At 62.1% G+C, this 26,328-nt stretch carries 28 protein-coding genes; 12 read left to right on the forward strand and 16 right to left on the reverse strand.

Features of this window, described 5'->3' with window-relative positions:
- Window positions 1-3: 3 nt before the first annotated feature.
- The 3 genes from rbsK to OHD62_RS18575 are packed head-to-tail and all read right to left on the reverse strand — an operon-like array spanning window position 4 to window position 2,477.
- The gene (rbsK, locus tag OHD62_RS18565; protein WP_263784586.1) at window positions 4-927 is read right to left on the reverse strand and encodes a ribokinase; all 924 of its coding nucleotides are present in this window, start codon (window positions 925-927) and stop codon (window positions 4-6) included.
- A 4-nt stretch (window positions 928-931) separates the two neighbouring features.
- Window positions 932-1,384: an RbsD/FucU family protein gene (locus OHD62_RS18570; protein WP_263784588.1), complete on the reverse strand. Its 453-nt coding sequence runs from the start codon at window positions 1,382-1,384 to the stop codon at window positions 932-934.
- A 34-nt stretch (window positions 1,385-1,418) separates the two neighbouring features.
- On the reverse strand, window positions 1,419-2,477 hold the full coding sequence (locus tag OHD62_RS18575) for an ABC transporter ATP-binding protein (RefSeq protein ID WP_263784589.1): 1,059 nt from the start codon (window positions 2,475-2,477) through the stop codon (window positions 1,419-1,421).
- A 314-nt stretch (window positions 2,478-2,791) separates the two neighbouring features.
- Between OHD62_RS18575 and OHD62_RS18580 the strand changes: the two genes are divergently transcribed.
- The 4 genes from OHD62_RS18580 to OHD62_RS18595 all read left to right on the forward strand — a co-directional run bounded on the left by OHD62_RS18580 (window position 2,792) and on the right by OHD62_RS18595 (window position 6,927).
- Window positions 2,792-4,456 (forward strand): ABC transporter substrate-binding protein, encoded by a 1,665-nt coding sequence (locus OHD62_RS18580; RefSeq protein WP_263784591.1) that lies wholly within the window; start codon window positions 2,792-2,794, stop codon window positions 4,454-4,456.
- A gap of 97 nt (window positions 4,457-4,553) precedes the next feature.
- Window positions 4,554-5,675: a carbohydrate ABC transporter permease gene (locus OHD62_RS18585; protein WP_263784593.1), complete on the forward strand. Its 1,122-nt coding sequence runs from the start codon at window positions 4,554-4,556 to the stop codon at window positions 5,673-5,675.
- A gap of 9 nt (window positions 5,676-5,684) precedes the next feature.
- Window positions 5,685-6,602, forward strand: coding sequence for a carbohydrate ABC transporter permease (locus tag OHD62_RS18590; protein ID WP_263784595.1), 918 nt, complete (start codon window positions 5,685-5,687; stop codon window positions 6,600-6,602).
- A gap of 1 nt (window position 6,603) precedes the next feature.
- Window positions 6,604-6,927 (forward strand): hypothetical protein, encoded by a 324-nt coding sequence (locus tag OHD62_RS18595; protein ID WP_263784597.1) that lies wholly within the window; start codon window positions 6,604-6,606, stop codon window positions 6,925-6,927.
- 6 nt (window positions 6,928-6,933) lie between these two features.
- Here the strand turns inward: OHD62_RS18595 and OHD62_RS18600 are convergent, their stop codons facing one another.
- On the reverse strand, window positions 6,934-7,677 hold the full coding sequence (locus tag OHD62_RS18600) for a creatininase family protein (RefSeq protein ID WP_263784599.1): 744 nt from the start codon (window positions 7,675-7,677) through the stop codon (window positions 6,934-6,936).
- Between the two features lie 6 nt (window positions 7,678-7,683).
- A complete protein-coding gene (gene hxlB, locus OHD62_RS18605) occupies window positions 7,684-8,250 on the reverse strand; it encodes a 6-phospho-3-hexuloisomerase (protein ID WP_263786723.1) in 567 nt (188 codons plus the stop codon).
- Window positions 8,251-8,438: 188 nt separating this feature from the next.
- On the opposite strand from hxlB, the gene OHD62_RS18610 reads away from it, so the two are divergent.
- Window positions 8,439-9,461: an aldo/keto reductase gene (locus OHD62_RS18610; RefSeq protein ID WP_263784601.1), complete on the forward strand. Its 1,023-nt coding sequence runs from the start codon at window positions 8,439-8,441 to the stop codon at window positions 9,459-9,461.
- Between the two features lie 79 nt (window positions 9,462-9,540).
- Here OHD62_RS18610 and OHD62_RS18615 read toward each other — a convergent pair whose 3' ends face one another.
- From OHD62_RS18615 to OHD62_RS18630, 4 genes are all read right to left on the reverse strand, one after another.
- Window positions 9,541-9,813 (reverse strand): HU family DNA-binding protein, encoded by a 273-nt coding sequence (locus OHD62_RS18615; RefSeq protein WP_006201846.1) that lies wholly within the window; start codon window positions 9,811-9,813, stop codon window positions 9,541-9,543.
- A 217-nt stretch (window positions 9,814-10,030) separates the two neighbouring features.
- Window positions 10,031-12,442 carry an endopeptidase La gene (lon, locus tag OHD62_RS18620; RefSeq protein WP_263784603.1) on the reverse strand — a complete coding sequence of 804 codons (2,412 nt, stop codon included), beginning with the start codon at window positions 12,440-12,442 and terminating at the stop codon, window positions 10,031-10,033.
- Between the two features lie 260 nt (window positions 12,443-12,702).
- On the reverse strand, window positions 12,703-13,977 hold the full coding sequence (gene clpX, locus OHD62_RS18625) for an ATP-dependent Clp protease ATP-binding subunit ClpX (protein ID WP_006332719.1): 1,275 nt from the start codon (window positions 13,975-13,977) through the stop codon (window positions 12,703-12,705).
- 295 nt (window positions 13,978-14,272) lie between these two features.
- The gene (locus OHD62_RS18630; RefSeq protein WP_008875424.1) at window positions 14,273-14,902 is read right to left on the reverse strand and encodes an ATP-dependent Clp protease proteolytic subunit; all 630 of its coding nucleotides are present in this window, start codon (window positions 14,900-14,902) and stop codon (window positions 14,273-14,275) included.
- A gap of 377 nt (window positions 14,903-15,279) precedes the next feature.
- On the opposite strand from OHD62_RS18630, the gene OHD62_RS18635 reads away from it, so the two are divergent.
- The 4 genes from OHD62_RS18635 to OHD62_RS18650 all read left to right on the forward strand — a co-directional run bounded on the left by OHD62_RS18635 (window position 15,280) and on the right by OHD62_RS18650 (window position 19,378).
- Window positions 15,280-15,828 (forward strand): hypothetical protein, encoded by a 549-nt coding sequence (locus OHD62_RS18635; RefSeq protein ID WP_412177401.1) that lies wholly within the window; start codon window positions 15,280-15,282, stop codon window positions 15,826-15,828.
- Window positions 15,829-15,921: 93 nt separating this feature from the next.
- Window positions 15,922-17,301: a pyridoxal phosphate-dependent decarboxylase family protein gene (locus OHD62_RS18640; RefSeq protein ID WP_263784609.1), complete on the forward strand. Its 1,380-nt coding sequence runs from the start codon at window positions 15,922-15,924 to the stop codon at window positions 17,299-17,301.
- 93 nt (window positions 17,302-17,394) lie between these two features.
- Window positions 17,395-18,633 carry a cytochrome P450 gene (locus tag OHD62_RS18645; protein ID WP_263786797.1) on the forward strand — a complete coding sequence of 413 codons (1,239 nt, stop codon included), beginning with the start codon at window positions 17,395-17,397 and terminating at the stop codon, window positions 18,631-18,633.
- A gap of 25 nt (window positions 18,634-18,658) precedes the next feature.
- Complete coding sequence (locus tag OHD62_RS18650; protein ID WP_263784611.1) at window positions 18,659-19,378, forward strand: transporter substrate-binding domain-containing protein; 720 nt, start codon at window positions 18,659-18,661, stop codon at window positions 19,376-19,378.
- 23 nt (window positions 19,379-19,401) lie between these two features.
- Here the strand turns inward: OHD62_RS18650 and OHD62_RS18655 are convergent, their stop codons facing one another.
- The 7 genes from OHD62_RS18655 to OHD62_RS18685 all read right to left on the reverse strand — a co-directional run bounded on the left by OHD62_RS18655 (window position 19,402) and on the right by OHD62_RS18685 (window position 24,485).
- Entirely contained in the window at window positions 19,402-19,749 is a 348-nt protein-coding gene (locus OHD62_RS18655) for a cupin domain-containing protein (RefSeq protein ID WP_263784614.1), read from the reverse strand.
- Between the two features lie 4 nt (window positions 19,750-19,753).
- Window positions 19,754-21,034, reverse strand: a complete 1,281-nt coding sequence (locus OHD62_RS18660; RefSeq protein ID WP_263784616.1) for an O-acetylhomoserine aminocarboxypropyltransferase — start codon at window positions 21,032-21,034, stop codon at window positions 19,754-19,756.
- 147 nt (window positions 21,035-21,181) lie between these two features.
- The gene (locus OHD62_RS18665; protein WP_263784617.1) at window positions 21,182-21,703 is read right to left on the reverse strand and encodes a CoA-binding protein; all 522 of its coding nucleotides are present in this window, start codon (window positions 21,701-21,703) and stop codon (window positions 21,182-21,184) included.
- Window positions 21,700-22,461 (reverse strand): GNAT family N-acetyltransferase, encoded by a 762-nt coding sequence (locus OHD62_RS18670; protein WP_263784619.1) that lies wholly within the window; start codon window positions 22,459-22,461, stop codon window positions 21,700-21,702. The genes OHD62_RS18665 and OHD62_RS18670 overlap by 4 nt, the downstream gene beginning before the upstream one ends.
- A complete protein-coding gene (locus OHD62_RS18675) occupies window positions 22,458-23,234 on the reverse strand; it encodes an AAA family ATPase (RefSeq protein ID WP_263784620.1) in 777 nt (258 codons plus the stop codon). The genes OHD62_RS18670 and OHD62_RS18675 overlap by 4 nt, the downstream gene beginning before the upstream one ends.
- 10 nt (window positions 23,235-23,244) lie before the next feature.
- Window positions 23,245-23,667, reverse strand: coding sequence for a VOC family protein (locus tag OHD62_RS18680; protein ID WP_263784622.1), 423 nt, complete (start codon window positions 23,665-23,667; stop codon window positions 23,245-23,247).
- A 2-nt stretch (window positions 23,668-23,669) separates the two neighbouring features.
- On the reverse strand, window positions 23,670-24,485 hold the full coding sequence (locus OHD62_RS18685; RefSeq protein ID WP_263784623.1) for an enoyl-CoA hydratase: 816 nt from the start codon (window positions 24,483-24,485) through the stop codon (window positions 23,670-23,672).
- Window positions 24,486-24,654: 169 nt separating this feature from the next.
- On the opposite strand from OHD62_RS18685, the gene OHD62_RS18690 reads away from it, so the two are divergent.
- The 3 genes from OHD62_RS18690 to rpsI all read left to right on the forward strand — a co-directional run bounded on the left by OHD62_RS18690 (window position 24,655) and on the right by rpsI (window position 26,294).
- Window positions 24,655-25,119 (forward strand): PaaI family thioesterase, encoded by a 465-nt coding sequence (locus OHD62_RS18690; protein WP_263784625.1) that lies wholly within the window; start codon window positions 24,655-24,657, stop codon window positions 25,117-25,119.
- Window positions 25,120-25,345: 226 nt separating this feature from the next.
- Complete coding sequence (rplM, locus tag OHD62_RS18695) at window positions 25,346-25,810, forward strand: 50S ribosomal protein L13 (protein WP_008875407.1); 465 nt, start codon at window positions 25,346-25,348, stop codon at window positions 25,808-25,810.
- Window position 25,811: 1 nt separating this feature from the next.
- Complete coding sequence (gene rpsI / locus OHD62_RS18700) at window positions 25,812-26,294, forward strand: 30S ribosomal protein S9 (RefSeq protein WP_263784628.1); 483 nt, start codon at window positions 25,812-25,814, stop codon at window positions 26,292-26,294.
- Window positions 26,295-26,328: the final 34 nt, after the last annotated feature.

Genomic DNA, 26,328 nt, shown 5'->3' on the forward strand with positions numbered 1-26,328 from the left:
GTGCTACCCGGCAAGCAGCGCCTCGACCTCCTGCAGCGTCGGCATCGACGGCGCGGTGCCGGGCCGGGTCACCGAAATGCCGGCGACGGCGCAGGCAAAGCGGACCGCCTGCAACGGCTCCACCCCTTTGGCAAGGGCTGCGGCCAGGCCGCCATTGAAGGCATCGCCCGCGCCCGTGGTCTCGACCACAGGGCCGGCATTGACCACGGGAACATGATCCGAACGGCTGGCCGTCTGCAGCAGCGCGCCTTTTTCGCCAAGCGTGATGATCACCGCGCCGACGCCCTTGCCGAGCAGGCTGTCGGCGGCGCGGCGGGCATCGTCGATGGAGGAGACCTTGATGCCGGTCAGTTCCTCGGCCTCGGTCTCGTTCGGCGTGACATAGTCGCAAAGCGTATAGATGCGCTCGGGCAGGCTTGCGGCCGGCGCCGGGTTGAGGATGGTCGTGACCCCTGCCCCGCGCGCGATCTCCAGCGCCCGCAGTGCTGCCTCGATCGGCTGCTCGAGCTGGGTAACGAAGATTCCAGCCGATCCGATCAGGCCGGCATGGGCCTCGATGTCGGCAGGCGAAATCAGCATGGCGGCACCCGGGCTGACGATGATGGCGTTGTTGCCGCTCGTCTCCTCGACGAAGATATAGGCCGCACCGGTATAGCTCTCCGGCGTGTCGATGACCGCGTTTTTGACACCGGCATGCGCCCAGGTCTGCTTCGCCATATCGGCAAACGGATCGACGCCAAGGCGCGTCAGAAAAGTGATGTCGGCGCCGAGCCGGCCGGCCGCGACCGCCTGGTTCGAGCCCTTGCCGCCGGGGCCTAGTGTGAAGGACGTGCCAAGGATCGTCTCGCCCATGCGCGGCTGCCGGGCAGCGCGATAGGCGGTGTCGGCGACGAAGACGCCCAATATGACGATCGGTTTCGCCGGCATGTCGTTACTCCGCGTCCGGCGGCACGACGCCCTTGCGGAAGGCGAAGCAACCGTAGAAGCGGCGCTCGCCGGTCTGGATCACGCAGTAGGCCTTCTTGGCGCGCTCGTAGAAGGCGTAGCGCTCGACCGAGATCATCGGCCAGGCCTTGCCTTCCGCCGCATCGATCTCTCTTTGCACTTCCTTCTGCACGGGAGGAATCTCGTCCGGCTTGCCGACGATCTCCATGCGGGCGGCCGCGTCGTCGACGAATGTGTCAAGCGGATAGAGCGACAGCACCGCCTTGACCACATCGGCCGCAGGCGCGTCGATGCGCAGCAGCTTGCCGAGCACGGTCTGGCGCGCTGTCGAATCGGACGGGAAATTGGTGTCGACGATGACCAAATCGTCGCCATGTCCCATCGCCCTCAGCGCCTGGAGCACGTCGGCATTGAGCAGCGGATCGATCCCTTTGAGCATGGCATTCCTCCCGAACGGGCTTTTTGATGTGAGGTCAGATACGGCGGCCGGTCTCTGCATCGAAGAGATGGACCTGGTCAAGCCGGGGTTTGAGGTGCAGCGTGTCGCCCGGCTTGAAGTCGTGGCGCTCGCGGAACAGCGCCACCATCTCGCCTTCGCCGAAACGCAGGAAGACCAGCGTTTCGGAACCGGTCGGCTCGACCACCGAAATCTTGGCGGGCACGCCGTCCGGGTGGATTTCGAGATGCTCGGGCCGCACGCCGTAGACGACGTTGCGGCCATCCTCGACACTGCTTTTCGCTGATATCGGGAACGGTGTTCCTGATATCTCGACGACGGGCCTGTCGCCCTTGCGCACAACGCCCTTCAGCAGGTTCATTGACGGCGAGCCGATGAAGCCGGCAACGAACAGATTGGCCGGCCGGTCGAACAATTCCAGCGGCGCACCGACCTGTTCGATGCGACCGTCGCGCATCACCACGATCTTGTCGGCCATGGTCATGGCCTCGATCTGGTCGTGGGTGACATAGATGGTGGTGGTCTTCAGCCGCTGGTGCAGTTCCTTGATCTCGGTGCGCATCTGGACGCGCAGCTTGGCGTCGAGATTGGAGAGCGGTTCGTCGAACAGGAACACCTGCGGGTTGCGCACAATGGCGCGGCCCATGGCAACGCGCTGGCGCTGCCCGCCCGAAAGCTGGCGCGGATAGCGCTTGAGATAGGGATTGAGGTCGAGGATATCGGCGGCGCGCTTGACCCGCTCGGCGACTACGGCCGGATCGGTTTTGCGCAGCTTGAGCGCGAAGGCCATGTTCTGCTCGACCGTCTTGTGCGGATAGAGCGCATAATTCTGGAACACCATGGCGATGTCGCGCTTGGCCGGCGGCAGATGGTTGACGACGCGCTCGCCGATGGCGATCGTGCCGCCGGAAATGGTCTCCAGCCCCGCGACCATCCTGAGCAGGGTGGATTTGCCGCATCCGGAAGGGCCGACCAGCACCACGAACTGTCCGTCAGCGATGTCGACGCTGACGTCGTGCAGGACCTTGACGGTTCCGAACGCCTTGGCCACATTGCTGATCGCGACTTGAGCCATTATCCCCCCTTGGGTCCTTTGGACCCACAGGCCCTATCGTTGCCGTGAAGCTAACCAACGCACACGGCGAGGGCAAGTCGGTCTCTTATAGATAAAAACCCATTCTCGTTGACACGGCACTTGGTTGTGAGAATAGTGACAGCGTCAGGGTCCTGGCACTACCCGAGCGCCGGCACGCCAGTGCGGACAACGGAAGTCGAGGCGTTGCGGGAGAGAAGCCAAGAGCCGCTATTCCGGGAGTCGCGTCGTTGGGGAACATCGTTAGCGCTCCACCATCCGCAACAAACACCGTTTAACGTTCTGGGAGGAATGAGATGAAAGTCGGCCTGTTCAACCAACTCATGCGCGCGGGTGCCACGCGCCGCGATATCCTGAAGGGTGCGGCCTCCATGGCCGCGATCGCCGCGGCATCCGGCGTCGGGCTCGGCGCACTGACGCGCCCGGCTTCCGCGGCCAGTGAATTGCGGGCGCAGATCCTGCAGATTCCCGGCGTAGGCAAGGGCCAACCGACCGATGCGGACTTCCAGAAGGTCGGCGAGCTCTGCCTGGAAGCGACCAAGGCCAACGTCAAGGAAGGCGAATTCGCCGGTGTCGAGCTTACCTTCATGGGCCTCAACAACCAGAACCTGCACAATGTGCTGTTTCGCGGCTTCCTGAAGCCGTGGGAGGCCTATACCGGCGCCAAGATCAGCTGGATCGACCTGGCGCAGGCCGACTACAACGCACGCCTGCAGCAGTCGATCGCGACCGGCACCGTCGATTTTGACATCATCGAGATGGGCGCGCCGTTCGAAGGCGATGTCTGCGGCAAGGGCCTGACCTCCGAAATGCCGGACTGGGTCAAGGAACAGATCGACATGAAGGACGTCGTGGCCTATCTGCAGCCGCCGGTCGGCACCTGGGACGGCAAGCAGTACCGCGTCACCGTCGACGGCGATGCGCACAACTTCAACTACCGCACCGACGTGTTCGCCGATGCCGACCTCGCCAAGGCGTGGAAGGACGGCGGCGGTGAAGGGGAATGGGGCGTGCCGAAGACCTGGCAGCAGGTGCAGGCGGTGACCAAATTCCTCAAGGGCAAGCAGTTCCAGGGCCAGGACGTCTTCGGCTATCTCGACGCGCCCAAGGCCTGGGGCGGTTTCGGCTTCTATTTCCTCGGCAGCCGCGCCAGCGCCTATGCCAAGCATCCCGACGACAAGGCCTGGCTGTTCGACGCCGACACGATGAAGCCGCGCGTCAACAATCCGGCCTGGGTGCGGGCGATCCAGGATGTGATCGACGCGCTGCCTTCGGAGCCGGCCGATCAGATCAATGCGGACCCGAACACCACCGCCTTCCAGCAGTTCCTGGCTGGCACCGGTTCGATGGTCACTTGGTGGGGCGATGTCGGCTCCAACGTCAAGACCAACGATTCCTCGGTCGTCGGCGATGTCACCGGCTTCTCGATCTTGCCCGGCTCGGACGATGTCTACAATTCCAAGACAGGCGCCTGGGACAAGCTCGCCAGCGGCCCGAACTATGCGCCGAACTGCGCCTATCTCGGCTGGGGCGTCTACGTCATGGCCCGCGTCGATAGCGACGAAAAGAAGAAGAAGGCGGCATGGTCGGCCGCCGCCCATCTCGGCGGCAAGGACCTGTCGATCTGGACGGCCATGTATCCGTCCGGCTTCCAGCCCTACCGCAACTCCCACTTCGATATTCCCGAATGGGTGGCGGCCGGCTATGACGAGGCGTTCATCACTTCGTATCTCAAGTCGGAAGCGGACAGCTACAACCATCCGAACGCGGCGATCGAACCGCGCATCCCTGGCATCTTCCAATATTACAGCGCCGCCGAGGACATTCTGGCCAACACTTTCGCCGGCAAGATGAAGGCGCAGGAAGGCGCCGACGCGATTGCCGCCGCCTGGGAGAAGCTGACCGACCAGATCGGCCGCGAAAACCAGGTCAAGCTCTACAAGGCCTCGCTCGGCATGTAGCCAGCGGCTATGATAAGATCGCGGCCCGGCGGCTCTTGTCGCCGGGCCGTATCTTGACCGGCTCCGGCCGGTCATTTGTGCAAAAGAGGCGAGAGGCGTGGCTGACCAGACTTCGACCACGAATGCGTGGCCGGCAAATTCCGTTCCCACCGATCTGATCCCACCCGGCCGCAAGCGCCTCGGCTGGGCCCTGATGGCCGCGGCGACGCTCGGCCTCCTGGCAACGATCCTGGTCCAGATCCTCTACAAGAGCGAGGTCGACACGATCGGTTTCGAGACCTGGCGGCCGGTCGTCTACGCCTACATATTGTGGGGCGTGGCGCTCGGCGTCGGCCAGGTGCTGACGCGCGGCGAGGATGGCCAACGCGCGCTGTTCCTGTTGCCGGCGCTGCTGTTCACCATCGCCATGGTGATCTTCCCGACGCTGTTCGGCTTCTACATCGCGCTGACCGACTGGAACCTCTCTTCCTTCTCCGGTCGCAAGTTCAACGGACTCGACAATTTCTGGCAGATGCTCGGCGATCCCTATTATCGCAACGCGCTGTTCAACATGGTGCTCTATGTGCTCGCCGTGTTCGTCGAATATGTCATCGCCTTCGGTCTCGCTTTGCTACTCAACGCACAGATCCGGGCGCGAAAATTCTTCCGCGTCGTCTTCCTCATGCCCTTGATGCTGTCGCCGGTCGCGGTGTCGTGGATGATTGGCAAATCGCTGATGGAATACCGGTTCGGGCCGGCCGCGACACTGGCGCGCCATCTCGGCTGGGAGAACCCCGCCTTCTTCTCCAACCCGATCACCGCCCGCATCTCGATCATGGTGCTCGATGCCTGGACCTTCATTCCGTTCATGATGATCATGCTGCTCGCCGGCCTGCAGGCGATGTCGCGCGAGGTGCTTGAAGCCGCGCGTGTCGATGGCGCCACTCCATGGCAAACCTTCTGGCAGGTCACCTTCCCGCTGATGCTGCCGGTGTCGGTGACGGCGGTGATCCTGCGCATCATCTTCAAGCTGAAGCTTGCCGACATCATCATCACCGTCACCTCCGGCGGCCCGGGCGGTGCGACCGATTCCGTATCGAGCTTCATCTATCGCGAGTACCGCGACCGCTCGAATGTCGGCTACGGCACGATGCTGGCGATGGCCTATCTCATCATCATCGTCGTGTTCGTGACATGGCTGCTGAAATTCGCCAGCCGCTTCGTGCGCAACGTCAATTAGGGTCCGGCGATGAGCATTCAAACCACCGACTATGCCGCTTCCGAAATCCGCTCGCCGGCGAGCTTCCTCGCCAACCGTGTCTTCATCTATGGCGCGCTGGTCTTCTGGGCCTTCATCTGCCTGTTCCCGATCTACTGGACGATAACCACCTCGTTCAAGACCGCGGTCGACGTCACCCAGGGCCATCTCATTCCCTTTGTCGACTTCAAGCCGGACTGGAAGGGCTGGCGCTCGCTCGGCCTGTCGCCGGATTCGATCTTCCAGACCTCGACGGTGCGCGAGGAATTTCTCAAGCGCTTCATGAATTCGGTGATCACCTCAGTCGGCGCGTCGAGCCTCGCCATCATTATCGGCAGCCTCGCCGCCTACGGGCTCACCCGCTATCGCTATCACTTCGCCTGGTTCAAGAACGAGGACATCTCCTTCTTCTTCCTGTCGCAGCTGATCCTGCCGCCTGTGGTGCTGGCGCTCCCCTTTCTCGTCCTCTACCGGGAGGTCGGCCTGCTCGACACGCGCATCGGACTGATCCTGCTCTACACACTGATGGTGCTGCCGATCGTCATCTGGATCATGCGCGACCAGTTCAACTCGATCCCGGTCGAACTGGAGGAAGCAGCCCTGGTCGACGGCCTGTCGATCTGGGGCGCCTTCTTCCGCATCGTCATGCCGATCGCGCTGCCGGGCATGGTCGCCGCCTTCATCCTGGCAATGGTGCTGTGCTGGAACGAATATTTCTTCGCCGCGCTGCTGACCTCGACCGACGCCAAGACCATTCCCGTCATGGTGGCGAGCCAGACCGGCTCGCAAGGCATCAACTGGTGGTCGATGGCAGCCCTTGCCACCGCCGCCATCACGCCGCTCGCCGTCATCGGCATCGCGCTGGAGCGCTATCTGATCATGGGCATGACGGCGGGTGCGGTGAAGTAACATGGCCAGCAAGTACTGGTTCGCCCGTCACATCCGCCGCAACTACATGGGCCACGACCGATACCGCAAAGGCGCCATGCCGATCAGCTGGGAAGGCAATGCGGTCATTGCCGGCTTTATCGCGGCGCTGGTGATAGGCGGGTTGATCATGCTCTTGATGGCTGTTTACACGACCCTTTTTCCGCTCGGCATTGCACTCTTTGTCGTCCTCGCGGTTGCGGGCGCCGGCACGTTCATCTGGGCGGTGGCGACGAGAAGCGATCCGGACAAGTCGATCGCCGACTACAAGGCCGAGAGGCAGCGCGCTCGCTCGTCCGGCTCGTAAACACCATCAGCTCCCAAGGATCGCCCGTAAATGATCGAGGATCATGGCGACGCCCTTTTGCCCGAGTTCCGCCGAGGCGTCAGGTGCGCTCGCGGTGTACCAGCTCCTGTTGTCGGCGAAATGGGACGCGTCCACCGCTTCAGGGCACAGCGCCAGCATCAGCGACGTCTCGCCGATGCCGGCATGGTCGAAGGGATACTGGCCGTTCATTGTGGCCGGCATCAGCGGATGCACCTGCACCCAGTTGAAGAAATTTTCACCCGCGGCATGCCCGGCATAGTAGTCGGCCATCGCCTCCGAACCCCACCAGCCCTCGCCGCGCTCCTTTTCGAGGAAGCGGAAGATCGCCTGCCGGCCGGCGCTCTTGAAGGCGAGATCGGTCGGCATGCCGGCAACAAAGTTCTCGGTCTGATGGTGGATGATGGCATGGACGTTGCGAAAGCCGACGCGCAGCAGGCTGTAGAACAATTCCTCGGCGAAGGGCGCCAGCGCATTGCCACCGACCTGCACCGAGCCATTGCCTTCAGGGGCCGCCACGGCATAGCTCGCCGCGCCGTAATAAAAGGGCGGCAGGATGACGATGTCGGCTTCCCGCTCGAACAGCTCCAGCGTCTTGACGACGGCAAGCGTGTCCATGCCGACGGCCATGTGCTCGCCGTGGTATTCGAGCACGCCGAGCGGGAGCACGACCGGCCAGTTTTCGGTGATCGCCATGCGGATCTGGTGCGGCAGCATCAACTCGTAGCGCATGGGCGCTTACTCCATGTTGGTGTGACGGGCGCGCATCGCTTCGGACGACATGCCGGTGATTGCCTTGAGCTTCAGCACCATCACCTCGAACAGCAGGAACAACGCGCCTTCGAACACCGAGCCCATCGGCAGGACGGACGTCTTGTCCAGGCCCTGGTCGTCGGCCATCGTCTGCGCCGGGATGAGCAAGGTGAAGTCGGCAAGCGTTGCCGCGCTGCTCCCTGTCTGGGCGGTCAGCAGCAGGACGGTCGCACCTGCCTCGCGGGCGACCCGCATCAGGGTGAGCACGGTCGAGGTCTCGCCCGGACCGGAACTGACGAGGAAGACGTCGCCCGCCGTGAGCGGCGGCGTTGTCATCTCGCCGACCACCGAAACTGGCAAGCCGAGATGGTAGAGCCGCATGGTGAAGCCTTTGACCTGCAAAGCCTCGCGGCCGCAGCCATAAACGACGATCCTTCGCGCGTTGGCAAGCATGGCACAGGCGGCATCGATGCGGCCGTCGTCCACGCGCGCCAGCACATTGCCAAGCTCGCACAGCGCAATTCTGAACAGATCGGTGCCGGCACCGGTCATGACCGTTCCGCCAGTCTGCCCGAAGGCCGAAAAGGGTCTGGATTGTCTGCTCACGTTTTCCCCGAACAGCTTGTTTTTGTTCATGCTATCACCGCGAAAATCCGTGTCCAACGACGCCGCGCGCTTTTGCTGTGCCACGGGCGTGATAGTGTCATGTCAGACAAATCAACCCAGGAAACGGCAGGGACATGAGGACACGGCATTTCGACCGCATCGGCAATGGCGGCATCGACTTCACGGAGCTCGGCTTTGGCACGGCGCCGCTCGGCAATCTCTATCGCGCCGTTTCCGACGAGGACGCCAACGCCACGCTGGAGGCCGCGTGGAAGGTCGGCTGCCGCTACTACGACACCGCGCCGCTCTACGGGCTCGGCCTGTCGGAAACGCGGCTCAATCCGTTCCTGCGCTCAAAAAAGCGCGACGACTACGTGCTGTCGAGCAAGGTCGGGCGCATCATGCGCGCAAGCCCTCCCGAACACCGCACCGGCATCGGTAAATTCTTCGACACGCCGTCGCGCCGGGAGGTCTACGACTACAGCTATGACGGCGTCATGCGTTCCTTCGAAGCCTCGCTGGAACGTCTCGGTGTCGACCGCATCGACATCCTGTTCGTGCATGACGTCGACATCTTCACCCATGGCAGCAAGGAGGCCTCGGACCAGCGCATCGAGGAATTCATGCGCTCGGGCTATTACGGGCTGCTTTCGCTGCGCGATCAGGGCGTCATCAAGGCGTTCGGCGGCGGCATCAACGAATGGCCGGTTGCCCAGACGCTGGCCGAGCGTGGCGACTTCGACCTGTTCCTGCTTGCCGGGCGCTATACGCTGCTCGAGCAAGAGGCGCTGCAATCCTTCCTGCCGCTGTGCCAGAAGCGCGGCATCGGCATCGTTCTCGGCGGACCGTACAATTCAGGCATCCTGGCAACCGGTCCCAAGCCCGGCGCCTTCTACAATTATTCAGAAGCACCGCAGGACATACTCGAGCGTGTCACACGCATCGAGGCCGTCTGCAAACGCCACGGCGTGCGGCTGATCGAGGCAGCGCTGCAATTCCCGCTGCTGCACCCTTCGGTCGTGTCGGTCATCCCCGGCGGTCAGCGGCCGAGCGAGGTCGAAAGCAACCGCTCGCTGCTCGACGCCAAGCTGCCTAAGGCGCTATGGAGCGACCTCAAGCAGGAAGGGTTGATGCGGGCGGACGCGCCGACGAGTTGAAAGCCGCTTCCATCAAAGAGCCCGCATGCAAAAGAAAAGCCGGGCAAGCCCGGCTTTTCTGATCTCTGAAAGAAAAGGCTTAATTGACCGCGTCCTTGAGACCCTTGCCGGCCGAAAACTTCGGCACGGTGCGCGCCGGAATCTTCACTTCCGCGCCGGTCTGAGGATTGCGGCCCGTCGACGCGGCGCGTTTTGACACGGTGAAATTTCCGAAGCCGACAAGCCGGACATCGCCGCCCTTCTTCAGTTCGCCGGTGATCACGGAAAACACCGCATCGACCGCCGACTGCGCGTCACCCTTCGAAATACTCGCGGCATCGGCGACAGCGGACACCAGTTCGTTCTTGTTCATAAAAATTCCCTTCCATGAGAAAACCGGAACCACTCGACTCATCCGGCAGGAAACGGACTTTAGAAAGAAGCGTTCCTGCAACCAAGTCGAAAAGCGCCAAATAAAGCGGAAAAAGCCCGGAAATCCGGGGTTTTTCACATGAAAAAGCCGGGCTCAAGGCCCGGCTCTCTCTTTGTGCACTGCAACTTCAGCAAGTGCGATGCAACTTTAGCTACTTCTAATGAGCCAACGACTTGCTGGCATCATCGCCGGCATCCACCGCAGCCGGCGGATTGACCGGCTCGACCCATTCAATCGGCTCCGGCATGCGCACCAGCGCATGACGCAGCACCTCACCGACCCGCGAGACCGGAATGATCTCCATGCCGTTCTTCACGTTGTCCGGAATCTCCGCCAGATCCTTGGCGTTGTCTTCCGGGATCAGCACCTTCTTGATGCCGCCGCGAAGTGCGGCAAGCAGCTTCTCCTTGAGGCCGCCGATCGGCAGCACCCTACCGCGCAGCGTGATCTCGCCGGTCATCGCCACATCGGCCTTGACCGGAATGCCGGTCAGCACCGAGACGATCGCGGTGGCCATCGCCACACCCGCCGACGGCCCGTCCTTGGGCGTCGCGCCTTCCGGCACGTGGACGTGGATGTCGCGCTTGTCGAAGAGCGGCGGCTCGATACCGAAATCGATGGCCCGCGAGCGGACATAGGAGGCCGCCGCCGAGATCGATTCCTTCATCACGTCGCGCAGATTGCCGGTCACCGTCATGCGGCCCTTGCCGGGCATCATGACGCCTTCGACCGTCAGCAGCTCGCCGCCGACTTCCGTCCAGGCAAGTCCGGTGACGACACCGACCTGATCGTCGGCCTCGACCTGGCCGAAGCGGAAGCGCGGAACACCGAGATAATCGGCGAGATTGTCCGCCGTGATGTTGATCGTCTTCTTCTTCGTCTTCAGGATCTCGGTCACCGCCTTGCGGCCGAGCTTCATCAGCTCGCGCTCCAGGCTCCGCACGCCCGCTTCGCGGGTGTAGGTCTGGATGATGCCGCGGATCGCGTCCTCGCCGACGGAAAACTCCTTCGGCTGCAGCGCGTGATCGCGGATCACCTTCGGCATCAGGTGGCGCTTGGCGATCTCGATCTTCTCGTCCTCGGTGTAGCCGGCGATACGGATGATCTCCATGCGGTCCATCAAGGGCGCAGGGATGTTCAGCGTGTTCGCTGTCGTCACGAACATCACGCTCGACAGGTCGTATTCGACCTCAAGATAGTGGTCCATGAACGTCGAGTTCTGTTCGGGATCGAGCACCTCGAGCAAGGCCGACGATGGATCGCCGCGGAAATCCTGGCCCATCTTGTCGATCTCATCGAGCAGGAAGAGCGGATTGGATTTCTTCGCCTTCTTCATCGACTGGATGACCTTGCCGGGCATCGAGCCGATATAAGTGCGCCGGTGACCACGGATCTCGGCCTCATCGCGCACGCCGCCTAGCGCCATGCGGATGAACTCGCGGCCGGTCGCCTTGGCGATCGACTTGCCGAGCGAGGTCTTGCCGACGCCGGGAGGTCCGACGAGGCACAGGATGGGCCCCTTCAGCTTCTTCTGGCGGCTTTGCACGGCAAGGTACTCGACAATGCGGTCCTTGACCTTATCGAGGCCGAAATGATCGGTATCGAGCACGTTCTGCGCGAATGCCAGATCCTGCTTGACCTTGGAGTTCTTGCCCCACGGTATTGACAGGATCCAGTCGAGATAGTTGCGCACGACGGTCGATTCAGCCGACATCGGCGACATCGTCCTTAGCTTCTTCAATTCGGCTTCCGCCTTTTCGCGGGCCTCCTTGGAGAGTTTGGTCTTCTTGATGCGCGCCTCGATCTCGGCGGCCTCGTCGCGGCCGTCCTCGCCCTCGCCGAGCTCCTTCTGGATCGCCTTCATCTGCTCGTTGAGGTAGTATTCGCGCTGCGTCTTCTCCATCTGGCGCTTGACGCGCGAGCGGATGCGCTTCTCCACCTGCAGGACAGAGATTTCGGCCTCCATGAAGCCCATCGCCTTTTCCAGCCGCTCCTTGACCGAGAGCGTGGCCAGCATCTCCTGCTTCTCGGGGATCTTGATGGCAAGATGCGAGGCAACCGTGTCGGCGAGCTTGGAATAGTCGTCGATCTGGCTGGCGGCGCCCACCACTTCGGGCGATATCTTCTTGTTCAGCTTGACGTAGTTCTCGAAGTCGGTGACGACCGAACGGGCCAGCGCTTCGACCTCGACCTCTTCCTCCTCCGGTTCGACCAGCGCCGAGGCGCGGGCCTCGTGGAAGTCGGGACGGTCGGTGAAGGAGACGATTTTCGCACGCGAAGCACCTTCGACAAGCACCTTGACGGTGCCGTCCGGCAGCTTCAGCAATTGCAGCACGTTGGCGAGCGTGCCGATGTCGAAGATGGCATCAGGCTCGGGGTCGTCATCGGCGGCATTCATCTGGGTCGCAAGCAGGATCTGCTTTTCCTGACCCATCACCTCTTCCAGCGCCTTGATCGACTTTTCACGCCCGACAAAGAGCGGAACGATCATGTGAGGAAACACCACGATGTCGCGCAGTGGGAGGACTGCGAAGACGCCGTCGCTGGGAGCCTTGGATACTTTGGCCATTGTCCAACCTTTCATGTCGCAGCCGCCAATCGGCCAACCGCGAATCTCATATTAACGACCGGGGATCGTTCCGCCTACCACCGTTTGTGACGGGAGTTTTACAGCACAGAATTCGGCACCACGGCCTTCTGCTGTTAGTTGGATGCACGAGAAGCAAAGATCAAGGGTCTTCACCCATCCGGTCCTTCCAAATCCAATGCTGTCACAGCAAAACGGCGCCCCTGCGGCGCCGTTTCAAAGCAATCCATTCCAAGCTCACGTCAGGCGCTGACGTTGCCCTTCTTTTCCTTCTGCTCGGAGTAGATATAGAGCGGCCGGGCGTTGCCGGACACCACCTCTTCCGAAATAACCACTTCGCGCACGCCTTCCAGCGCCGGCAGCTCGAACATGGTGTCGAGCAGGATGGCTTCCATGATCGAGCGCAGGCCGCGCGCGCCGGTCTTGCGCTCGATGGCGCGCTTGGCGATCGCCGACAGGGCGTTCTCGTGGAAGGTCAGATCGACATTCTCCATCTCGAAGAGCCGCTGATACTGCTTGACCAGCGCGTTCTTCGGCTCGGTCAGGATCTGGATCAGCGCCGGTTCGTCGAGATCCTCCAGCGTCGCCAGGACCGGCAGACGACCGACGAATTCCGGGATCAGGCCAAACTTCAACAGATCCTCTGGCTCGACCAGGCGGAAAACATCGCCGGTGCGGCGATCCTCGGGCGAAGCCACGATGGCGCCAAAGCCGATCGAGGTCTTGCGGCCGCGATCCGAGATGATCTTGTCCAGCCCGGCAAAGGCGCCTCCGCAAATGAACAGGATGTTGGCGGTGTCGACCTGCAGGAATTCCTGCTGCGGGTGTTTCCTGCCGCCCTGCGGCGGCACGGAAGCGACCGTGCCTTCCATGATCTTCAACAGCGCCTGCTGCACGCCCTCGCCCGACACGTCGCGGGTGATCGAGGGATTGTCCGACTTGCGCGAGATCTTGTCGATCTCGTCGATGTAGACGATGCCGCGCTGGGCGCGCTCGACATTGTAGTCGGCCGACTGCAAGAGCTTCAGGATAATGTTCTCGACATCCTCGCCGACATAGCCGGCCTCGGTCAGCGTCGTCGCATCCGCCATGGTGAAGGGAACGTCGATGATGCGGGCGAGCGTCTGTGCCAGCAGCGTCTTGCCGCAACCGGTCGGGCCGATCAGTAGGATGTTGGACTTCGCCAGCTCGACGTCGTTGTTCTTGCCGGCGTGCGCAAGGCGCTTATAGTGGTTGTGGACGGCCACCGACAGCACGCGCTTGGCGTAGGGCTGGCCGATCACGTAATCGTCGAGGACCTTGAGGATCTCTTGCGGGGTCGGCACGCCCTCGCGCGACTTCACCATCGAGGTCTTGTTCTCCTCGCGGATGATGTCCATGCAGAGCTCGACGCATTCGTCGCAGATGAAGACCGTCGGGCCGGCAATCAGCTTGCGCACTTCGTGCTGGCTTTTGCCGCAAAACGAGCAATAAAGCGTGTTCTTGGAATCACCGCTGTTGTTGCCGACCTTGCTCATTTTCTTGTCCTTTCATGGCCGCCCGCCGATGGTCTGGCTGAAAGGGCGCATATTCAACCTATCGCGGGAATCCGCCGCCGCCAGTGCCCTAGCTCCCACAACGTATTCCGTACGAAACACAAATCAGAAAACGTGGCAATGATTCGCAACAACCCCACCCAAAGCTAAGCCGTCGAAAATCAACATAGCCTTAACGTAGGCAATCCCACCCGTCGAGGGAACAGCCAATTGTGGCCGAAATGCTGCAAACCGCCCCAAAAGCGCGTTATCCCGCCATTCACCTGCCACTAAAGGCCTATGCGGCAACGCCTTCGACCGGCTCGCGCGACGAAATGACCTTGTCGATGAGGCCGAAATCCCTGGCTTCGTCGGCGGTCATGAAGTGGTCGCGGTCGAGCGTCTTTTCAATCTCGTCGTAGCTTTTGCCGGTGTGCTTGACGTAAACCTCGTTCAGGCGGCGCTTCAGCTTGATGATGTCCTGAGCGTGGCGCTCGATGTCGGACGCCTGGCCCTGGAAGCCGCCGGAAGGCTGGTGAACCATGATGCGGGCATTCGGGGTGGCGAAACGCATGTCCTTGTGGCCAGCAGTCAGGAGCAGCGAGCCCATCGAGGCCGCCTGGCCGATGCACAGCGTCGAAACCGCTGGCTTGATGAACTGCATGGTGTCGTAGATGGCCATGCCCGAGGTGACGACGCCGCCGGGTGAATTGATGTAGAGATTGATCTCCTTCTTCGGGTTCTCCGCCTCGAGGAACAGCAGCTGCGCGCAAACCAGCGTCGCCATGCCGTCCTCGACCGGGCCGGTGATGAAGATGATGCGTTCCTTGAGGAGCCGCGAGAAAATGTCGTAGGCCCGCTCGCCACGATTGGTCTGTTCGACCACCATCGGAACGAGGTTCATGTAGGTTTCGACGGGGTTCTTCATGGACTATCCCTTATTGAAGATGGGATTCCGGCGCCGGAGATGAGCAAGTCGGGCAGAATCGGTTCTGAGCGTTAGGATGTAAATAGGATGCCGGCTCACCCTAGCGCAAGGCCGCCCCTCCTAGCCACCTGGTTAAGTGGAATCAAGGTTTGCGCGCAAGGATTCGCCCGGCGCGAATGCCAGCGGCTCCGTCCAGTTTCAAACGGCTGGGACTGTGTAGCAGTTTCTTAACCGCATCGCTTAACGAAATATGGCAAATCCGCTTTCCCCCGGTACGGCTTCCCCTACAATTCAACGTTGAACCCGCTTCATGCAGTTCAAACAGGGGGAGTGCCGTGACCAGGAAAGCTTCTTCCTTCGCCATTGCCGGCCTGACCATGCTCGGCACAATGGCCGAAACGGCGGCCGGCGGCCGCGCCGTCGAATGCTACGAGCCGGTCAACAGGGCGGCCGTCTATGATACTGTCTATGAGGACGTGATGGTCAGCCCTGGCGGCCAGATCGTCGACTACGATCCGCCGATCTACGGCACGCGCGAGAGCGTCGAGCAGATCGCACCGCCCCGCGTCACCTATGAGGTCGTGCCAGCCATCACCCGCACCGTCTACCACACGGTCAAGGTCGACGATGGCGGCTATGCCTGGGAATGGCGCGTCATCCACGGCCGCAAGGTGCTGTGCAAGGTGTGGCGCAAGGCCCGCTACGCGCGTGTCGCCGAAACAGTCGTCGTTGAACCCGAGCGCACAAGGCGCGTGGTCATCCCTGCCGAGTATGAAAGCGTGGCCCGAGAGGTGCTGGTGCGGCCGGAGCAGCGACGCGTCATCGAGGTTCCCCCCTCCTACCAGAGAGTGGCGCGCCGCGTGCTGGTCCGGGAAGGCTCATCGGACTGGCGGCGGGTGCATATCCCACGGCATTGCCGGTATTAGGTCGCATACCGATAGCATCCAACAATGCGGATTGCTGGACTTCAACCAGGAGAATAGCCTGCTTTGCAGTGGAGCTTCCTTGGGGTTGAAGACATGCGCGAACTGGAAATCTCCAATCAGGACCTGTCAGACCTGGCGGACGACGCGCTCAGTCTCGCCAAAAGCTATTGGACGTCGCTTGAGGACCGTCCGGCGTATCCGTCGACCAGTGCCGGACAGACGAAGGAGCTTTTCTCGCGGCCTTGGCCGGAGGAAGGGCGGGGTCGTGATGTCTTCCAGGACTTCAAGTCGATCACCGAGCATGTGCGACCTGCCACCGGGAGATTCTTCGGCTACGTCGTCGGTTCAGCCGAACCGGTTGGCGCGCTCGGAGAATTGCTCGCCGCGGCGCTCAATCAGAACGTCACGTCGTGGCGATCGGCTCCGGCAGCGACATCGATCGAGCGGGCCGTCATCGGATGGCTGGCGCAAGCGGTCGGCTGTGCCGGATTCACAGGCAGCCTGTGCGGCGGCGGCTCGACGGCCAACCTCATGGCACTGGCGATGGCGCGCGAAGCCAAGCTCCCTGCCAACGAAACGGGGGCACGGCCCGGCGTGATCTACGCCTCGGAGCAAGTGCACATGTCCATTCCGAAGGCTGTCGCGCTGCTAGGCATCGGCAGAAAGAACCTTCGTCTGATCCCGGTCGACGACGAGCTCCGGATGCGGACGGACGCGCTCGATGCCGCCATTGCCGACGACCGAAGGTCAGGAAATACGCCCATCGCCATCGTGGCCACCGTCGGCGCGGTCGCCACCGGAGCGATCGATCCCCTCGTGAACATTGCGGAGATCGCCCGAAGGGAAGCGCTGTGGCTGCATGTCGACGGCGCCTATGGAGGACTGGCGGCTCTGGCGGTGCCGGAAAAATTCCAGGGATTGTCTTTGGCGGACTCGCTGTCGCTCGACGCGCACAAATGGCTGTATCAGCCGCTCGATTGCGGCTGCCTGCTCTATCGCGATCAAAGCATCGCACACGCGGCTTTTTCGCACAGTGGCGACTATGTGAAGATATTCAGCCAGGATCCCGAGGAGGCCTTTGCTTTTTTTGAGGAGTCTATCGAGTTGTCGCGACGGTTCCGCGCCCTGAAGCTCTGGATGTCGCTGCAGTATCACGGACGCCGTGCCTTTCGCGATGCGATCGCGCACGATCTCCACCACGCTCAGATGCTGGCGGAGATGATTTCGTCACATCCCGAGATGGAACTGCTTGCGCCCGTTCCGCTAAGCGCGGTCTGTTTCCGCCACCGCTCGAAAGACAATGAAGCGATTTTGCGACGCGTGATCGCGCGCGGCCGGGTGTACCTGTCGAACGCGACTATCAATGGCCAGTTCGCGCTGCGGGCGTGCTTCGTCAATCACCGGACGACAACAGACGATGTGCGGGCGATTGTGTCCGAAGTCATCGCGGCCGCCGACGAGCTCAATCGCTGAGTCACCGCAAGGACGCTCCAACAATTAGAATCTGCGCATGATCCTTTCCGAAAACCGATTCCGGTTTTCGGGGTCATGCGCTATTGGTCAAGGATGATGCCAGACTATCTCGCTTTCGATCCGGCCAGGCGGCGTTTGCGCCTCGACCCGCACGAGCCGGCCTTCGTCCAAAATCCTTACGAGGCCTATGCTTTCCTGCACGGCGCATCGAGTGCCTTCTTCTGGGAGAACTATGATTTCTGGTGCTTTGGCGGCTTCGACGACGTCAATCGGCTTCTGCGCGACCGCCGCTTCGGGCGCCAGAACCCGACCGGCATCCCCGACAGCCGAGGCTTCGGCGAGGATCGCACGCATCTCACCGCCTTCGACGGCATCGAGGCCAATTCGATGCTTGAGCTGGAGCCGCCCGTACACACGAGGCTGAGGACACTGGTCAACCGCGCCTTCGTCTCGCGCCAGGTCGAGCGCCTCAGGCCGCGTGTCGAGGCGCTGGCCAACGAGCTGATCGACCATTTCGAGCCTGATGGGGTCGACCTGCTACCTGCCTTCGCCTCGCCCTTGCCGATCACCATCATTGCCGAAATGCTCGGCGTTCCCGTGGAGATGGGACCGCAACTGCTCGACTGGTCGCACCGGATGGTGGCCATGTACATGCATGGCCGCACGCGCGAGACGGAAGAGACAGCCAACCGTGCCGCCCGGGATTTTTCCGATTTTCTGCGTGGCTATGTCGGCGAGCGGCGCAAGAAACCCGGCGACGATCTTCTATCCTTGCTGATCGCGGCGCAGGAGGACGGCCAGAAACTGTCGGAGGACGAGCTGGTGTCCTCGGCGATCCTGCTGCTCAATGCCGGCCATGAGGCAACCGTCCACCAGACCGGCAATGCCGTGCGTTCGATCCTTGCGCAAGGTGGCGACCCGCGCCGCTTCTTCACCTCGCCGGAAGCAACGGCGGCAGTCGTCGAGGAATGCCTGCGCTTCGACGCGCCGCTACACATGTTCCTGCGCTATGCCTATGAAGAGATCGAGGCAGCGCCGGGGATTTCCGTGCGGCCGGGCGAAATGATCGGCCTGCTGCTCGGCATGGCCAATCATGACCCCCTGGCCTTTGCCGAACCCGCTGCTTTCCGGCCCGGCCGTGCCGACCAGAAGAACGTGTCGTTCGGCGCCGGTATCCATTTTTGCATCGGCGCGCCGCTGGCGCGGCTTGAATTGCAGGTGTCGCTGAAGACCTTGTTCGAGCGGCAGCCGCGGCTCCATCTTGCCGCGGAGCCGCACTTCCGCGACAGCTATCATTTTCATGGGTTGGAGAGGCTCGCCGTGAGCTTCTGAGAACACGACCCGAGGCTGAAACCGCATGACTGAGAAATTGACATTCGCTTTTCTGCAGGAGCCGCCCTTCTGCTTCACTGACGCTTCCGGGGACGTCGCAGGCTGCGACGCCGAACTCGCACGGAAAGTTTGCCAGGCCTTGGGATTGAAGACCTTTTCGCCTGTCGAAACCGAGTTCGCCAGATTGCTTCCAGGATTGACCAGCGGTGAGTGGAATATGACCACCGGCCTGTTCATTTCGGACGAACGCAAGAGATCTGTCGATTTCACGCGACCGATCTGGGTGTTACAGGACGGGCTGCTGGTCGCGAAAGGCAATCCGCGTGAATTCCGGGGTTATCGATCCGTCGCCAGGGATGGGACAGCCTTGATCGGCGTCATATCAGGCCAGGTCCAACATCAGACGGCCTTGCAAAATGGCGTTGCGCCGGAACGGATAAGGATATTCGCCACGCAAGCGGGCGCGGCAGACGCGGTCGCGGCCGGTGCGGTGCATGCCTATGCAAGTGTCGCCATGGCGCACCGAGGCTACCTGGCCAGGCGGCCCGATGCGCCGCTTGAGGTCATCGACGTTCCGGCCGATGAAAAACAGCCGGCAGCCGGCGCATTTGCTCTCGCCAAGGACGATGCGGTTCTTCGTCAGCGCATCGATTCATGCCTGGGCGATCTGCTCGGCAGCGCCTGGCACAGGGAGATGATGCGCGGCTACGGATTTTCCGACGCCGATATCGATCGGCTTTTGTGAATTCGGCGCGGCGCTGCGCCTGATCAGAGCTTGATCACATACTCCTTGCGAGTCGTTTCAAGCACTTCCCAGCTTCCCCTGAAGCCCGGCCTCAGCACGAAGCTGTCGCCGGCCTTGACGGTGCGCGCCTCGCCGCCTTCCTCCGCTATCACCGAGACGCCCGACAGAATGTGGCAGAACTCCCACTCGTCATACTCGATGCGCCATTTGCCTGATGTCGCCTCCCAGATGCCGGCATAGAGGCCGTCGCGTTCCTCGACATTCCAGGTGCGGAACTTCGGATCGCCCGAAATCAGGCGATCCGGCGCCGGTGCACCGAGTTCCGGTTCGAAGCTCTCGATATCGACGGACAGAAATTTCGGCTCGGTCATGGCATCAGACCTTGGCCAGGGCCTGTTCCAGATCGGCGATGATGTCTTCGACATCCTCGATGCCGACCGACAGCCGGACCGTGTCCGGCCCGGCGCCTGCCTTGACCTTCTGCTCGTCGGACAGCTGGCGGTGCGTGGTCGAGGCCGGGTGGATGACCAGCGACTTGGTGTCGCCGACATTGGCGAGGTGCGAGAACAGTTCGAGCGCCTCGACGAATTTGACGCCGGCTTCATAACCGCCCTTCAGGCCGAAGGTGAACACCGCACCTGCGCCAAGCGGCGAGTACCTTTTCTGCAGCGCATTGTTCTTGTCGCTGGGCAGGCCGGGATAGTTCACCCAGGCAACCTTGGGGTGCTCGGACAGCCAGCCGGCGACCTTCACGGCATTGTCGCAGTGACGCTGCATACGCAGCGGCAGGGTTTCCAGCCCGGTCAGGATGAGGAACGCGTTGAAGGGCGAGATCGCCGGGCCGATATCGCGCAGGCCGAGCACGCGCGCGGCAATGGCGAAAGCGAAATTGCCGAAGGTTTCGTGCAGGATAAGGCCGCCATATTCAGGACGCGGCTCCGACAGCATCGGGTATTTGCCTGATTTCGACCAGTCGAAAGTGCCCCCGTCGACAATGGCGCCGCCGATCGAATTGCCGTGGCCGCCGATGAACTTGGTCAGCGAATGGACGACGATGTCGGCACCATGCTCGATCGGCCGCACCAGATAGGGCGAGGCCAGCGTGTTGTCGACGATCAGCGGCAGGCCGTGCTTGCGGGCGATGTCGCCGATCTTCTCGATGTCGACGAAGATGCCACCTGGATTGGCCAGGCTCTCGATGAAGATGGCCTTGGTCCTGTCGTCGATCTGGCTCTCAAAGGTCGAGAGATCGTCGGTGTCTGCCCAGCGCACCTGCCAGCCATAATTCTTGAAGGCATGGCCGAACTGGTTGATCGAGCCGCCGTAAAGCCTTGTCGCGGCAACGAAATTGTCGCCCGGCTGCATCAGGTTGTGAAACACGAGGATCTGCGCGGCATGACCCGATGCGACCGCCAGCGCCGCCGTGCCGCCCTCAAGCGCTGCGACACGCTCTTCCAGCACCGCCTGCGTCGGGTTCATGATGCGGGTGTAGATGTTGCCGAAGGCCTTGAGCCCGAATAGCGAGGCGGCATGATCGGCATCGTCGAAGACATAGGAGGTGGTCTGGTAGATCGGCGTCGCCCGCGCCCCCGTCGCCGGATCGGGCTTGGCACCGGCATGGACGGCGAGCGTATTGAAACCGGGCGTACGGGTCATCGAAAACCTCCCTTTTGAAACCTTTTGAAAATCGCCGGGCATTCTTGGCGAAGCCCGGTCGCGAATGCAAAGAAGAAAATGCCCTTCGACGCAGGATCTGCGGTCACGGCGCGAGAAAATGCGCTGTTTGTCGGAATATTCTTCCGCCTATTTCTGGCGGACGCCGAAACTCTGGAACCCCGACCGCATGATCGGCTTCTTCGACGACAGCACGCCGGAGTTGACGCCGGTCCAGCCGATCTCGCCAGACAGCTTGCCATATTCGATCTTGGGGCAGCGGTTCATCACCACCTTGATCCCAGCGGCCTCGGCTCGCGCGGCCGCTTCGTCATGGCGCACGCCGAGCTGCATCCAAACGACTTTCGGCAAGGGATCGAGCAGCAAGACCTCGTCGACGACGCCCGGCACGGCCGCCGAGCCGCGAAAGATGTCGACCATGTCGACGGGCTCAGGAAGATCGGCGAGCCTGGCATAGACGGTTCGGCCGAGGATTTCCTTGCCCGCCTGTCCCGGATTGATCGGGAACACGGAAAAACCCTTGGCCAGCAGGTATTTCAATACGAAATAGGACGGCCGCACATCATTGGCCGACGCGCCGACCATGGCGATGGTCTTCACCGAATTGAGGATACCGGCGATGTAGGCGTTGTCGTAGGCTTCGTGGTTCATGCGGCAATCGCCTTCCTGCGATAGTGATAGTGGTAGAGCTCGCGGCTGAAGCCGAGCGAGGCATAGAGTGCGCGGGCCGGCATATTGTCGGCAACGACCTGCAGGCACGCCGCCGACGCCCCTGCCCGCCGCGCCCAGTCGATCAGGCCACCGACCGTCCTGCGGCCCAGCCCTTGCTGCCGAAACCTGCTATCGGTTTCAACCGACTCCACGACAAGCAGCCCATCGCGGATGACACCATAGGCCAGGGCGGCAATTTCGTTGTCGCGCTCGCACGACACGAACGCCTTGTCGCCTGATATCAAGCCGGTCATGTCGCGAAAGACGCGGCGCTCGGTGTCGTCATAAGTACCCGCGCGGAACCGCGCCGCGAACCAGTCCTCGCCTGGTGTCGGTGACACCGCGACCTGGTCGTCGCGGCTTCCCGACAGTTCATCGATCCCGGCATGGAGATGGATCGTCCCGCCTTCCCAATCATAACCGCGACGGTCGAGCGCGGTTTCCAGCTCGGCGGCGATGTCGGGTACCCGAAACAGTGGCGTCTGGCCGTGGCCGACATAGAAGGTCTCCGCGGCGTCGAGCACCGCGTCAGGCGCGCCCCGCTTGCCACGCAAGGGGTTGGCGGAATTCGCACGCCGGATCCTGCCGCCGGAGCGCCTGAGAAGCCAGCCATCGACGACCGTCTCGGCAGCCGCCGGCCAGGCTTCGCGGCAAGCCTCTTCCATCCGCCAGTTGAGATCATCGTCGCGCGCCGTCATTCGTCATCTTCCCTCAGCGCTTCCTCCATAAAGGCCTCAGGGTCGATGCAGAAGTCACGCAGCATACGAAAATGATCGGTATCGCTGAAATCGGTCGGATCGAGGCCGAAGCGGCTGATGCGGAACAGCCGCGCACCGGGACAAGCCATCAGCAACGGCGAATGCGTCGCCATGATCACTTGAGCCGTGCCCGGTTGGTCCATCCGCCTGAGCAACTTGAGCAGCTCGATCTGACGCGTCGGCGAAAGCGCGCTCTCGGGCTCGTCGAGGATATAGATGCCTTGCCTGCGGCAGCGCTCCTCGAAGAAACGGATGAAGCCCTCGCCATGTGACCAGGACAGGAAGTCGGGCGGCGCTTCACCTGCATCCAGCGCGGCCCGGTCCAGGTAACGGGCCACGGAGTAAAAGGATTCGGCGCGAAAGAACCAGCCAGCGGTGACCTTGGGCAGCCAGTGGCCACGCAGCGTTCCGGCAAGGGCCGCGCCGCTCTTGTCGATGGCGGCGGAATGGTCGACCGGCATGTAGCCCTTGCCGCCGCCTGCTTCGTCATAGCCGGCCAGCGCGCCGATCGCCTCAAGCAACGTCGATTTGCCGGTGCCATTCTCGCCGACGATGATGGTGATCGGCGTGGTGAATTCGAGCTGAAATTCCTGGCTGCGGAAGATCGGCAGATTCCAGGGATATTTTTCCCAGTCAGCGACCCGCGACGGCTCGAGCAGGATGCGCTTGAGATAAGGCGCCTTCAGCCGCGTCAGTTGCTTGCGAGGAGCCATGCGGCGGCAATCAGTCCGGCAGCGAGATCGTTCCGTCTTCCGCGATCGGAAAGGCCGGATTGTGCGCGACTTCCCAGACATGCCCGTCGGCATCGGCGAAATAGCCGTACCAGCCGCCCCAGAAGGCGCGGCCGGCCGGCTTGACGATGCGGCCGCCGGCCTTCTCAGCCGCCGCAAGCACCTCGTCGACTTCGGCGTCGGAGCGGGTGTTGTAGGCGAGATAGACCGCTGACGGCGCCCCGGAGAAGGCGACGCCGGAATCCTCTTCGGCGCTTGCGCGCGGAAACAGGCCGAGAATGACGCCACCCATCTGGAAGAAGGCGACGCCGTCGGTAATCCCGGCATGACGTTTCAGCCCCATTCCCTCATAGAAGCGCACGGCGCGGTCGAGATCGTCGGTAGCGATGGTGATGATCGAGATGCGCGGTTCCATGGCTAATCGTCCGACCACTCCGGCTTGCGCTTGCCGATGAACGCGCCGATGCCTTCCTCGGCGTCGCGCGCCAGCATGTTCTCGACCATGACCCGGCCGGTATAGGCATAGGCGTCAGCGAGACCCATCTCGGCCTGCGCATAAAATGCCTCTTTGCCGGTCTTGACCACCAAAGATGATTTGGAAGCAATGGTTTGCGCGTATTTGGTGACAATCTGATTCAGGTATTCGCGTGGCACGACGCGGTTGATCAGGCCGAATTCCTTGGCGGTCGCCGCATCGATCGTCTCGCCGGTCAGAAGCATTTCCATCGCGTGCTTGCGCGAAACGTTGCGCGACAGCGCCACCATTGGCGTCGAGCAGAACAGGCCGATGTTGACGCCCGGCGTGCAGAAGGTCGCCTCGTGCGAAGCGATCGCCAGGTCGCAGCTCGCGACAAGCTGTAGCCCGGCCGCGGTGGCCAGGCCATCGACCTCGGCGATGACAGGCTTGGGGTGGCGCACGATTGCCTGCATCAGTGCCGCGCAGGCGGAAAATGTCTGTTCGAAGAACGCCTTGCCCTTGTCGGCGTCGGCCCGGTGCAAGGTCATTTCCTTGAGGTCGTGCCCGGCGCAGAACACTTTTCCGGCCGCCGCCAGGATGATAACGCGAACCGATTTGTCGGCCTTCGCGCGGTCGAGTTCCGCCATCAACGCCGCCATGACCGAAAGCGACAGAGCATTGGCCGGCGGGCTAGCGAGCGTGAGGCGGAGCACTCCCCTGTCCAGCCTTACGGCAACCGGACCTTCTGGCGGTTTGATGGCGACGATTTCAGCCATGTTCTCCAACCTCTTCATCGGCCGGCGGCATCGGATTCGCGGGCCATGGAACAAAAGAACTAGCACGCTGCCGATTGAAGAACAGTCGTCAGACGTGTTTTCTCGCAAGCATCAATTGGCCCAGGCGTCCCACTCCGGACCCGTACCGGCTCCATATAGGAAACCGCTGATGCCCGCCCAAGACAAGCTGAAACCTCTGCTGACGGCAGCGGAAGTCAATACGCTGATGGCAACCGTCTACCCGCAGCTCAACGACCAGTTCACTTTCTACGAGGCGCTCGACGTGTTTCCGGGAGGCTGCACGGTGCGGCTCAATGCCGACGCGCGACATCTGCGCCCCGGCGGCACTGTATCGGGCCCATCGCTGTTCACGCTGGCCGACATTGGCGGCTATGTCTGCGTGCTTTCGCATGCCGGGCCGGATGCGCTTTCTGTCACCACCAACCTCAACATCAATTTCGTCCGAAAGGCCGAGGCCGGGCCGATCGACGGTCACTGCCGCATCCTGAAGCTTGGCAAGAGCCTTATGGTGTTCGATATCGATATCGTCGCCGGGCCGGACGGACAGACGGTGGCGCATGCCACGGGGACATATTCGATCCCGCCGAAGCGGTTGGAGGATGTGGTAAAATAATACCTTTTACTCAAACAATTGTTTTTATTGCATTTTTCTTATTATATGCCTTTCTAACTGCCTTGACGCGACCCCCGCCCTCCCCTATAAACCCTCGCGAAGCAGCGGCCCGCAAAGGCCGCCGTTTTGTTATTGGCGGCGGGCTAGCGCGCTCATTGCCAATCCAAGCAACAAGAAACGCCTTCTCCTATTGTAATGGGGAAGGTCCGAACCGAAAGCAGAAGACATGACAACCTTTTCGCAGAAGCCTGCGGATGTGGTGAAGAAGTGGGTGCTGATCGACGCCGAGGGTCTCGTCGTCGGCCGTCTCGCCACTGTCATCGCCAACCATCTTCGCGGCAAGCACAAGCCCACCTTCACCCCGCATGTCGACGACGGCGACAACGTCATCGTCATCAATGCCGACAAGGTGGTGTTCACCGGCAAGAAGTTCACCGACAAGGTCTATTACTGGCACACTGGCCACCCCGGCGGCGTCAAGGAGCGCACCGCACGCCAGCTGCTTGAGGGCCGTTTCCCCGAGCGTGTCGTCGAGAAGGCCGTCGAACGCATGATCCCGCGCGGCCCGCTCGGCCGTCGCCAGATGAAAAATCTCCGCGTCTATGCAGGCACGGAACATCCGCATGTCGCCCAGCAGCCCGTCACCCTCGACGTGGCCAAGCTGAACGCCAAGAACAAGAAGGCTTCGTAAGATGGCTGAGCTTTCCTCGCTCGCAGAACTCGGATCCGCAACCGGCAACTCGAACAACCAGCCGGCCGCGCCCGTCCACGTCCAAAAGCTCGACAAGTCGGGCCGCGCCTATGCCACCGGCAAGCGCAAGAACGCCATCGCGCGCGTCTGGGTGAAGCCCGGCTCCGGCAAGATCGTCGTCAACGATAAGGAATTCGCGTCCTACTTCGCGCGTCCGGTGCTGCAGATGATCCTCAACCAGCCGATCATCGCCGCCAACCGCTCGGGCCAGTACGACATCGTCGCCACCGTCATCGGCGGCGGCCTCTCGGGCCAGGCCGGCGCCGTACGCCACGGCATCTCCAAGGCGCTGACCTATTACGAGCCGGCGCTGCGCGCCGTGCTCAAGAAGGGCGGCTTCCTGACCCGCGACAGCCGCGTCGTCGAGCGCAAGAAGTACGGCAAAGCGAAAGCCCGCCGCAGCTTCCAGTTCTCGAAGCGCTAAGCGCTACGCAGCACATGCGAAAAGGCCGCCTCCG

It is taken from the genome of Mesorhizobium sp. YC-39 (genome assembly GCF_025753795.1).
Lineage (GTDB): Bacteria > Pseudomonadota > Alphaproteobacteria > Rhizobiales > Rhizobiaceae > Mesorhizobium.

What these genes read in the sequence shown, in the direction of transcription:
- OHD62_RS18635 (WP_412177401.1), top strand. Translation starts at nt 15,280, where the DNA reads ATGCTCGGCACAATGGCCGAAACGGCGGCCGGCGGCCGCGCCGTCGAA.
- OHD62_RS18685 (WP_263784623.1), bottom strand. Translation starts at nt 24,485, where the DNA reads ATGGCTGAAATCGTCGCCATCAAACCGCCAGAAGGTCCGGTTGCCGTA.
- OHD62_RS18645 (WP_263786797.1), top strand. Translation starts at nt 17,395, where the DNA reads ATGATGCCAGACTATCTCGCTTTCGATCCGGCCAGGCGGCGTTTGCGC.
- OHD62_RS18590 (WP_263784595.1), top strand. Translation starts at nt 5,685, where the DNA reads ATGAGCATTCAAACCACCGACTATGCCGCTTCCGAAATCCGCTCGCCG.
- hxlB (WP_263786723.1), bottom strand. Translation starts at nt 8,250, where the DNA reads ATGACCGGTGCCGGCACCGATCTGTTCAGAATTGCGCTGTGCGAGCTT.
- OHD62_RS18670 (WP_263784619.1), bottom strand. Translation starts at nt 22,461, where the DNA reads ATGACGGCGCGCGACGATGATCTCAACTGGCGGATGGAAGAGGCTTGC.
- OHD62_RS18655 (WP_263784614.1), bottom strand. Translation starts at nt 19,749, where the DNA reads ATGACCGAGCCGAAATTTCTGTCCGTCGATATCGAGAGCTTCGAACCG.
- OHD62_RS18610 (WP_263784601.1), top strand. Translation starts at nt 8,439, where the DNA reads ATGAGGACACGGCATTTCGACCGCATCGGCAATGGCGGCATCGACTTC.
- OHD62_RS18570 (WP_263784588.1), bottom strand. Translation starts at nt 1,384, where the DNA reads ATGCTCAAAGGGATCGATCCGCTGCTCAATGCCGACGTGCTCCAGGCG.
- clpX (WP_006332719.1), bottom strand. Translation starts at nt 13,977, where the DNA reads ATGAGCAAGGTCGGCAACAACAGCGGTGATTCCAAGAACACGCTTTAT.
- OHD62_RS18595 (WP_263784597.1), top strand. Translation starts at nt 6,604, where the DNA reads ATGGCCAGCAAGTACTGGTTCGCCCGTCACATCCGCCGCAACTACATG.
- lon (WP_263784603.1), bottom strand. Translation starts at nt 12,442, where the DNA reads ATGGCCAAAGTATCCAAGGCTCCCAGCGACGGCGTCTTCGCAGTCCTC.
- OHD62_RS18690 (WP_263784625.1), top strand. Translation starts at nt 24,655, where the DNA reads ATGCCCGCCCAAGACAAGCTGAAACCTCTGCTGACGGCAGCGGAAGTC.
- OHD62_RS18680 (WP_263784622.1), bottom strand. Translation starts at nt 23,667, where the DNA reads ATGGAACCGCGCATCTCGATCATCACCATCGCTACCGACGATCTCGAC.
- OHD62_RS18580 (WP_263784591.1), top strand. Translation starts at nt 2,792, where the DNA reads ATGAAAGTCGGCCTGTTCAACCAACTCATGCGCGCGGGTGCCACGCGC.
- rpsI (WP_263784628.1), top strand. Translation starts at nt 25,812, where the DNA reads ATGGCTGAGCTTTCCTCGCTCGCAGAACTCGGATCCGCAACCGGCAAC.
- OHD62_RS18640 (WP_263784609.1), top strand. Translation starts at nt 15,922, where the DNA reads ATGCGCGAACTGGAAATCTCCAATCAGGACCTGTCAGACCTGGCGGAC.
- rbsK (WP_263784586.1), bottom strand. Translation starts at nt 927, where the DNA reads ATGCCGGCGAAACCGATCGTCATATTGGGCGTCTTCGTCGCCGACACC.
- rplM (WP_008875407.1), top strand. Translation starts at nt 25,346, where the DNA reads ATGACAACCTTTTCGCAGAAGCCTGCGGATGTGGTGAAGAAGTGGGTG.
- OHD62_RS18675 (WP_263784620.1), bottom strand. Translation starts at nt 23,234, where the DNA reads ATGGCTCCTCGCAAGCAACTGACGCGGCTGAAGGCGCCTTATCTCAAG.
- OHD62_RS18615 (WP_006201846.1), bottom strand. Translation starts at nt 9,813, where the DNA reads ATGAACAAGAACGAACTGGTGTCCGCTGTCGCCGATGCCGCGAGTATT.
- OHD62_RS18650 (WP_263784611.1), top strand. Translation starts at nt 18,659, where the DNA reads ATGACTGAGAAATTGACATTCGCTTTTCTGCAGGAGCCGCCCTTCTGC.
- OHD62_RS18575 (WP_263784589.1), bottom strand. Translation starts at nt 2,477, where the DNA reads ATGGCTCAAGTCGCGATCAGCAATGTGGCCAAGGCGTTCGGAACCGTC.
- OHD62_RS18600 (WP_263784599.1), bottom strand. Translation starts at nt 7,677, where the DNA reads ATGCGCTACGAGTTGATGCTGCCGCACCAGATCCGCATGGCGATCACC.
- OHD62_RS18660 (WP_263784616.1), bottom strand. Translation starts at nt 21,034, where the DNA reads ATGACCCGTACGCCCGGTTTCAATACGCTCGCCGTCCATGCCGGTGCC.
- OHD62_RS18665 (WP_263784617.1), bottom strand. Translation starts at nt 21,703, where the DNA reads ATGAACCACGAAGCCTACGACAACGCCTACATCGCCGGTATCCTCAAT.
- OHD62_RS18630 (WP_008875424.1), bottom strand. Translation starts at nt 14,902, where the DNA reads ATGAAGAACCCCGTCGAAACCTACATGAACCTCGTTCCGATGGTGGTC.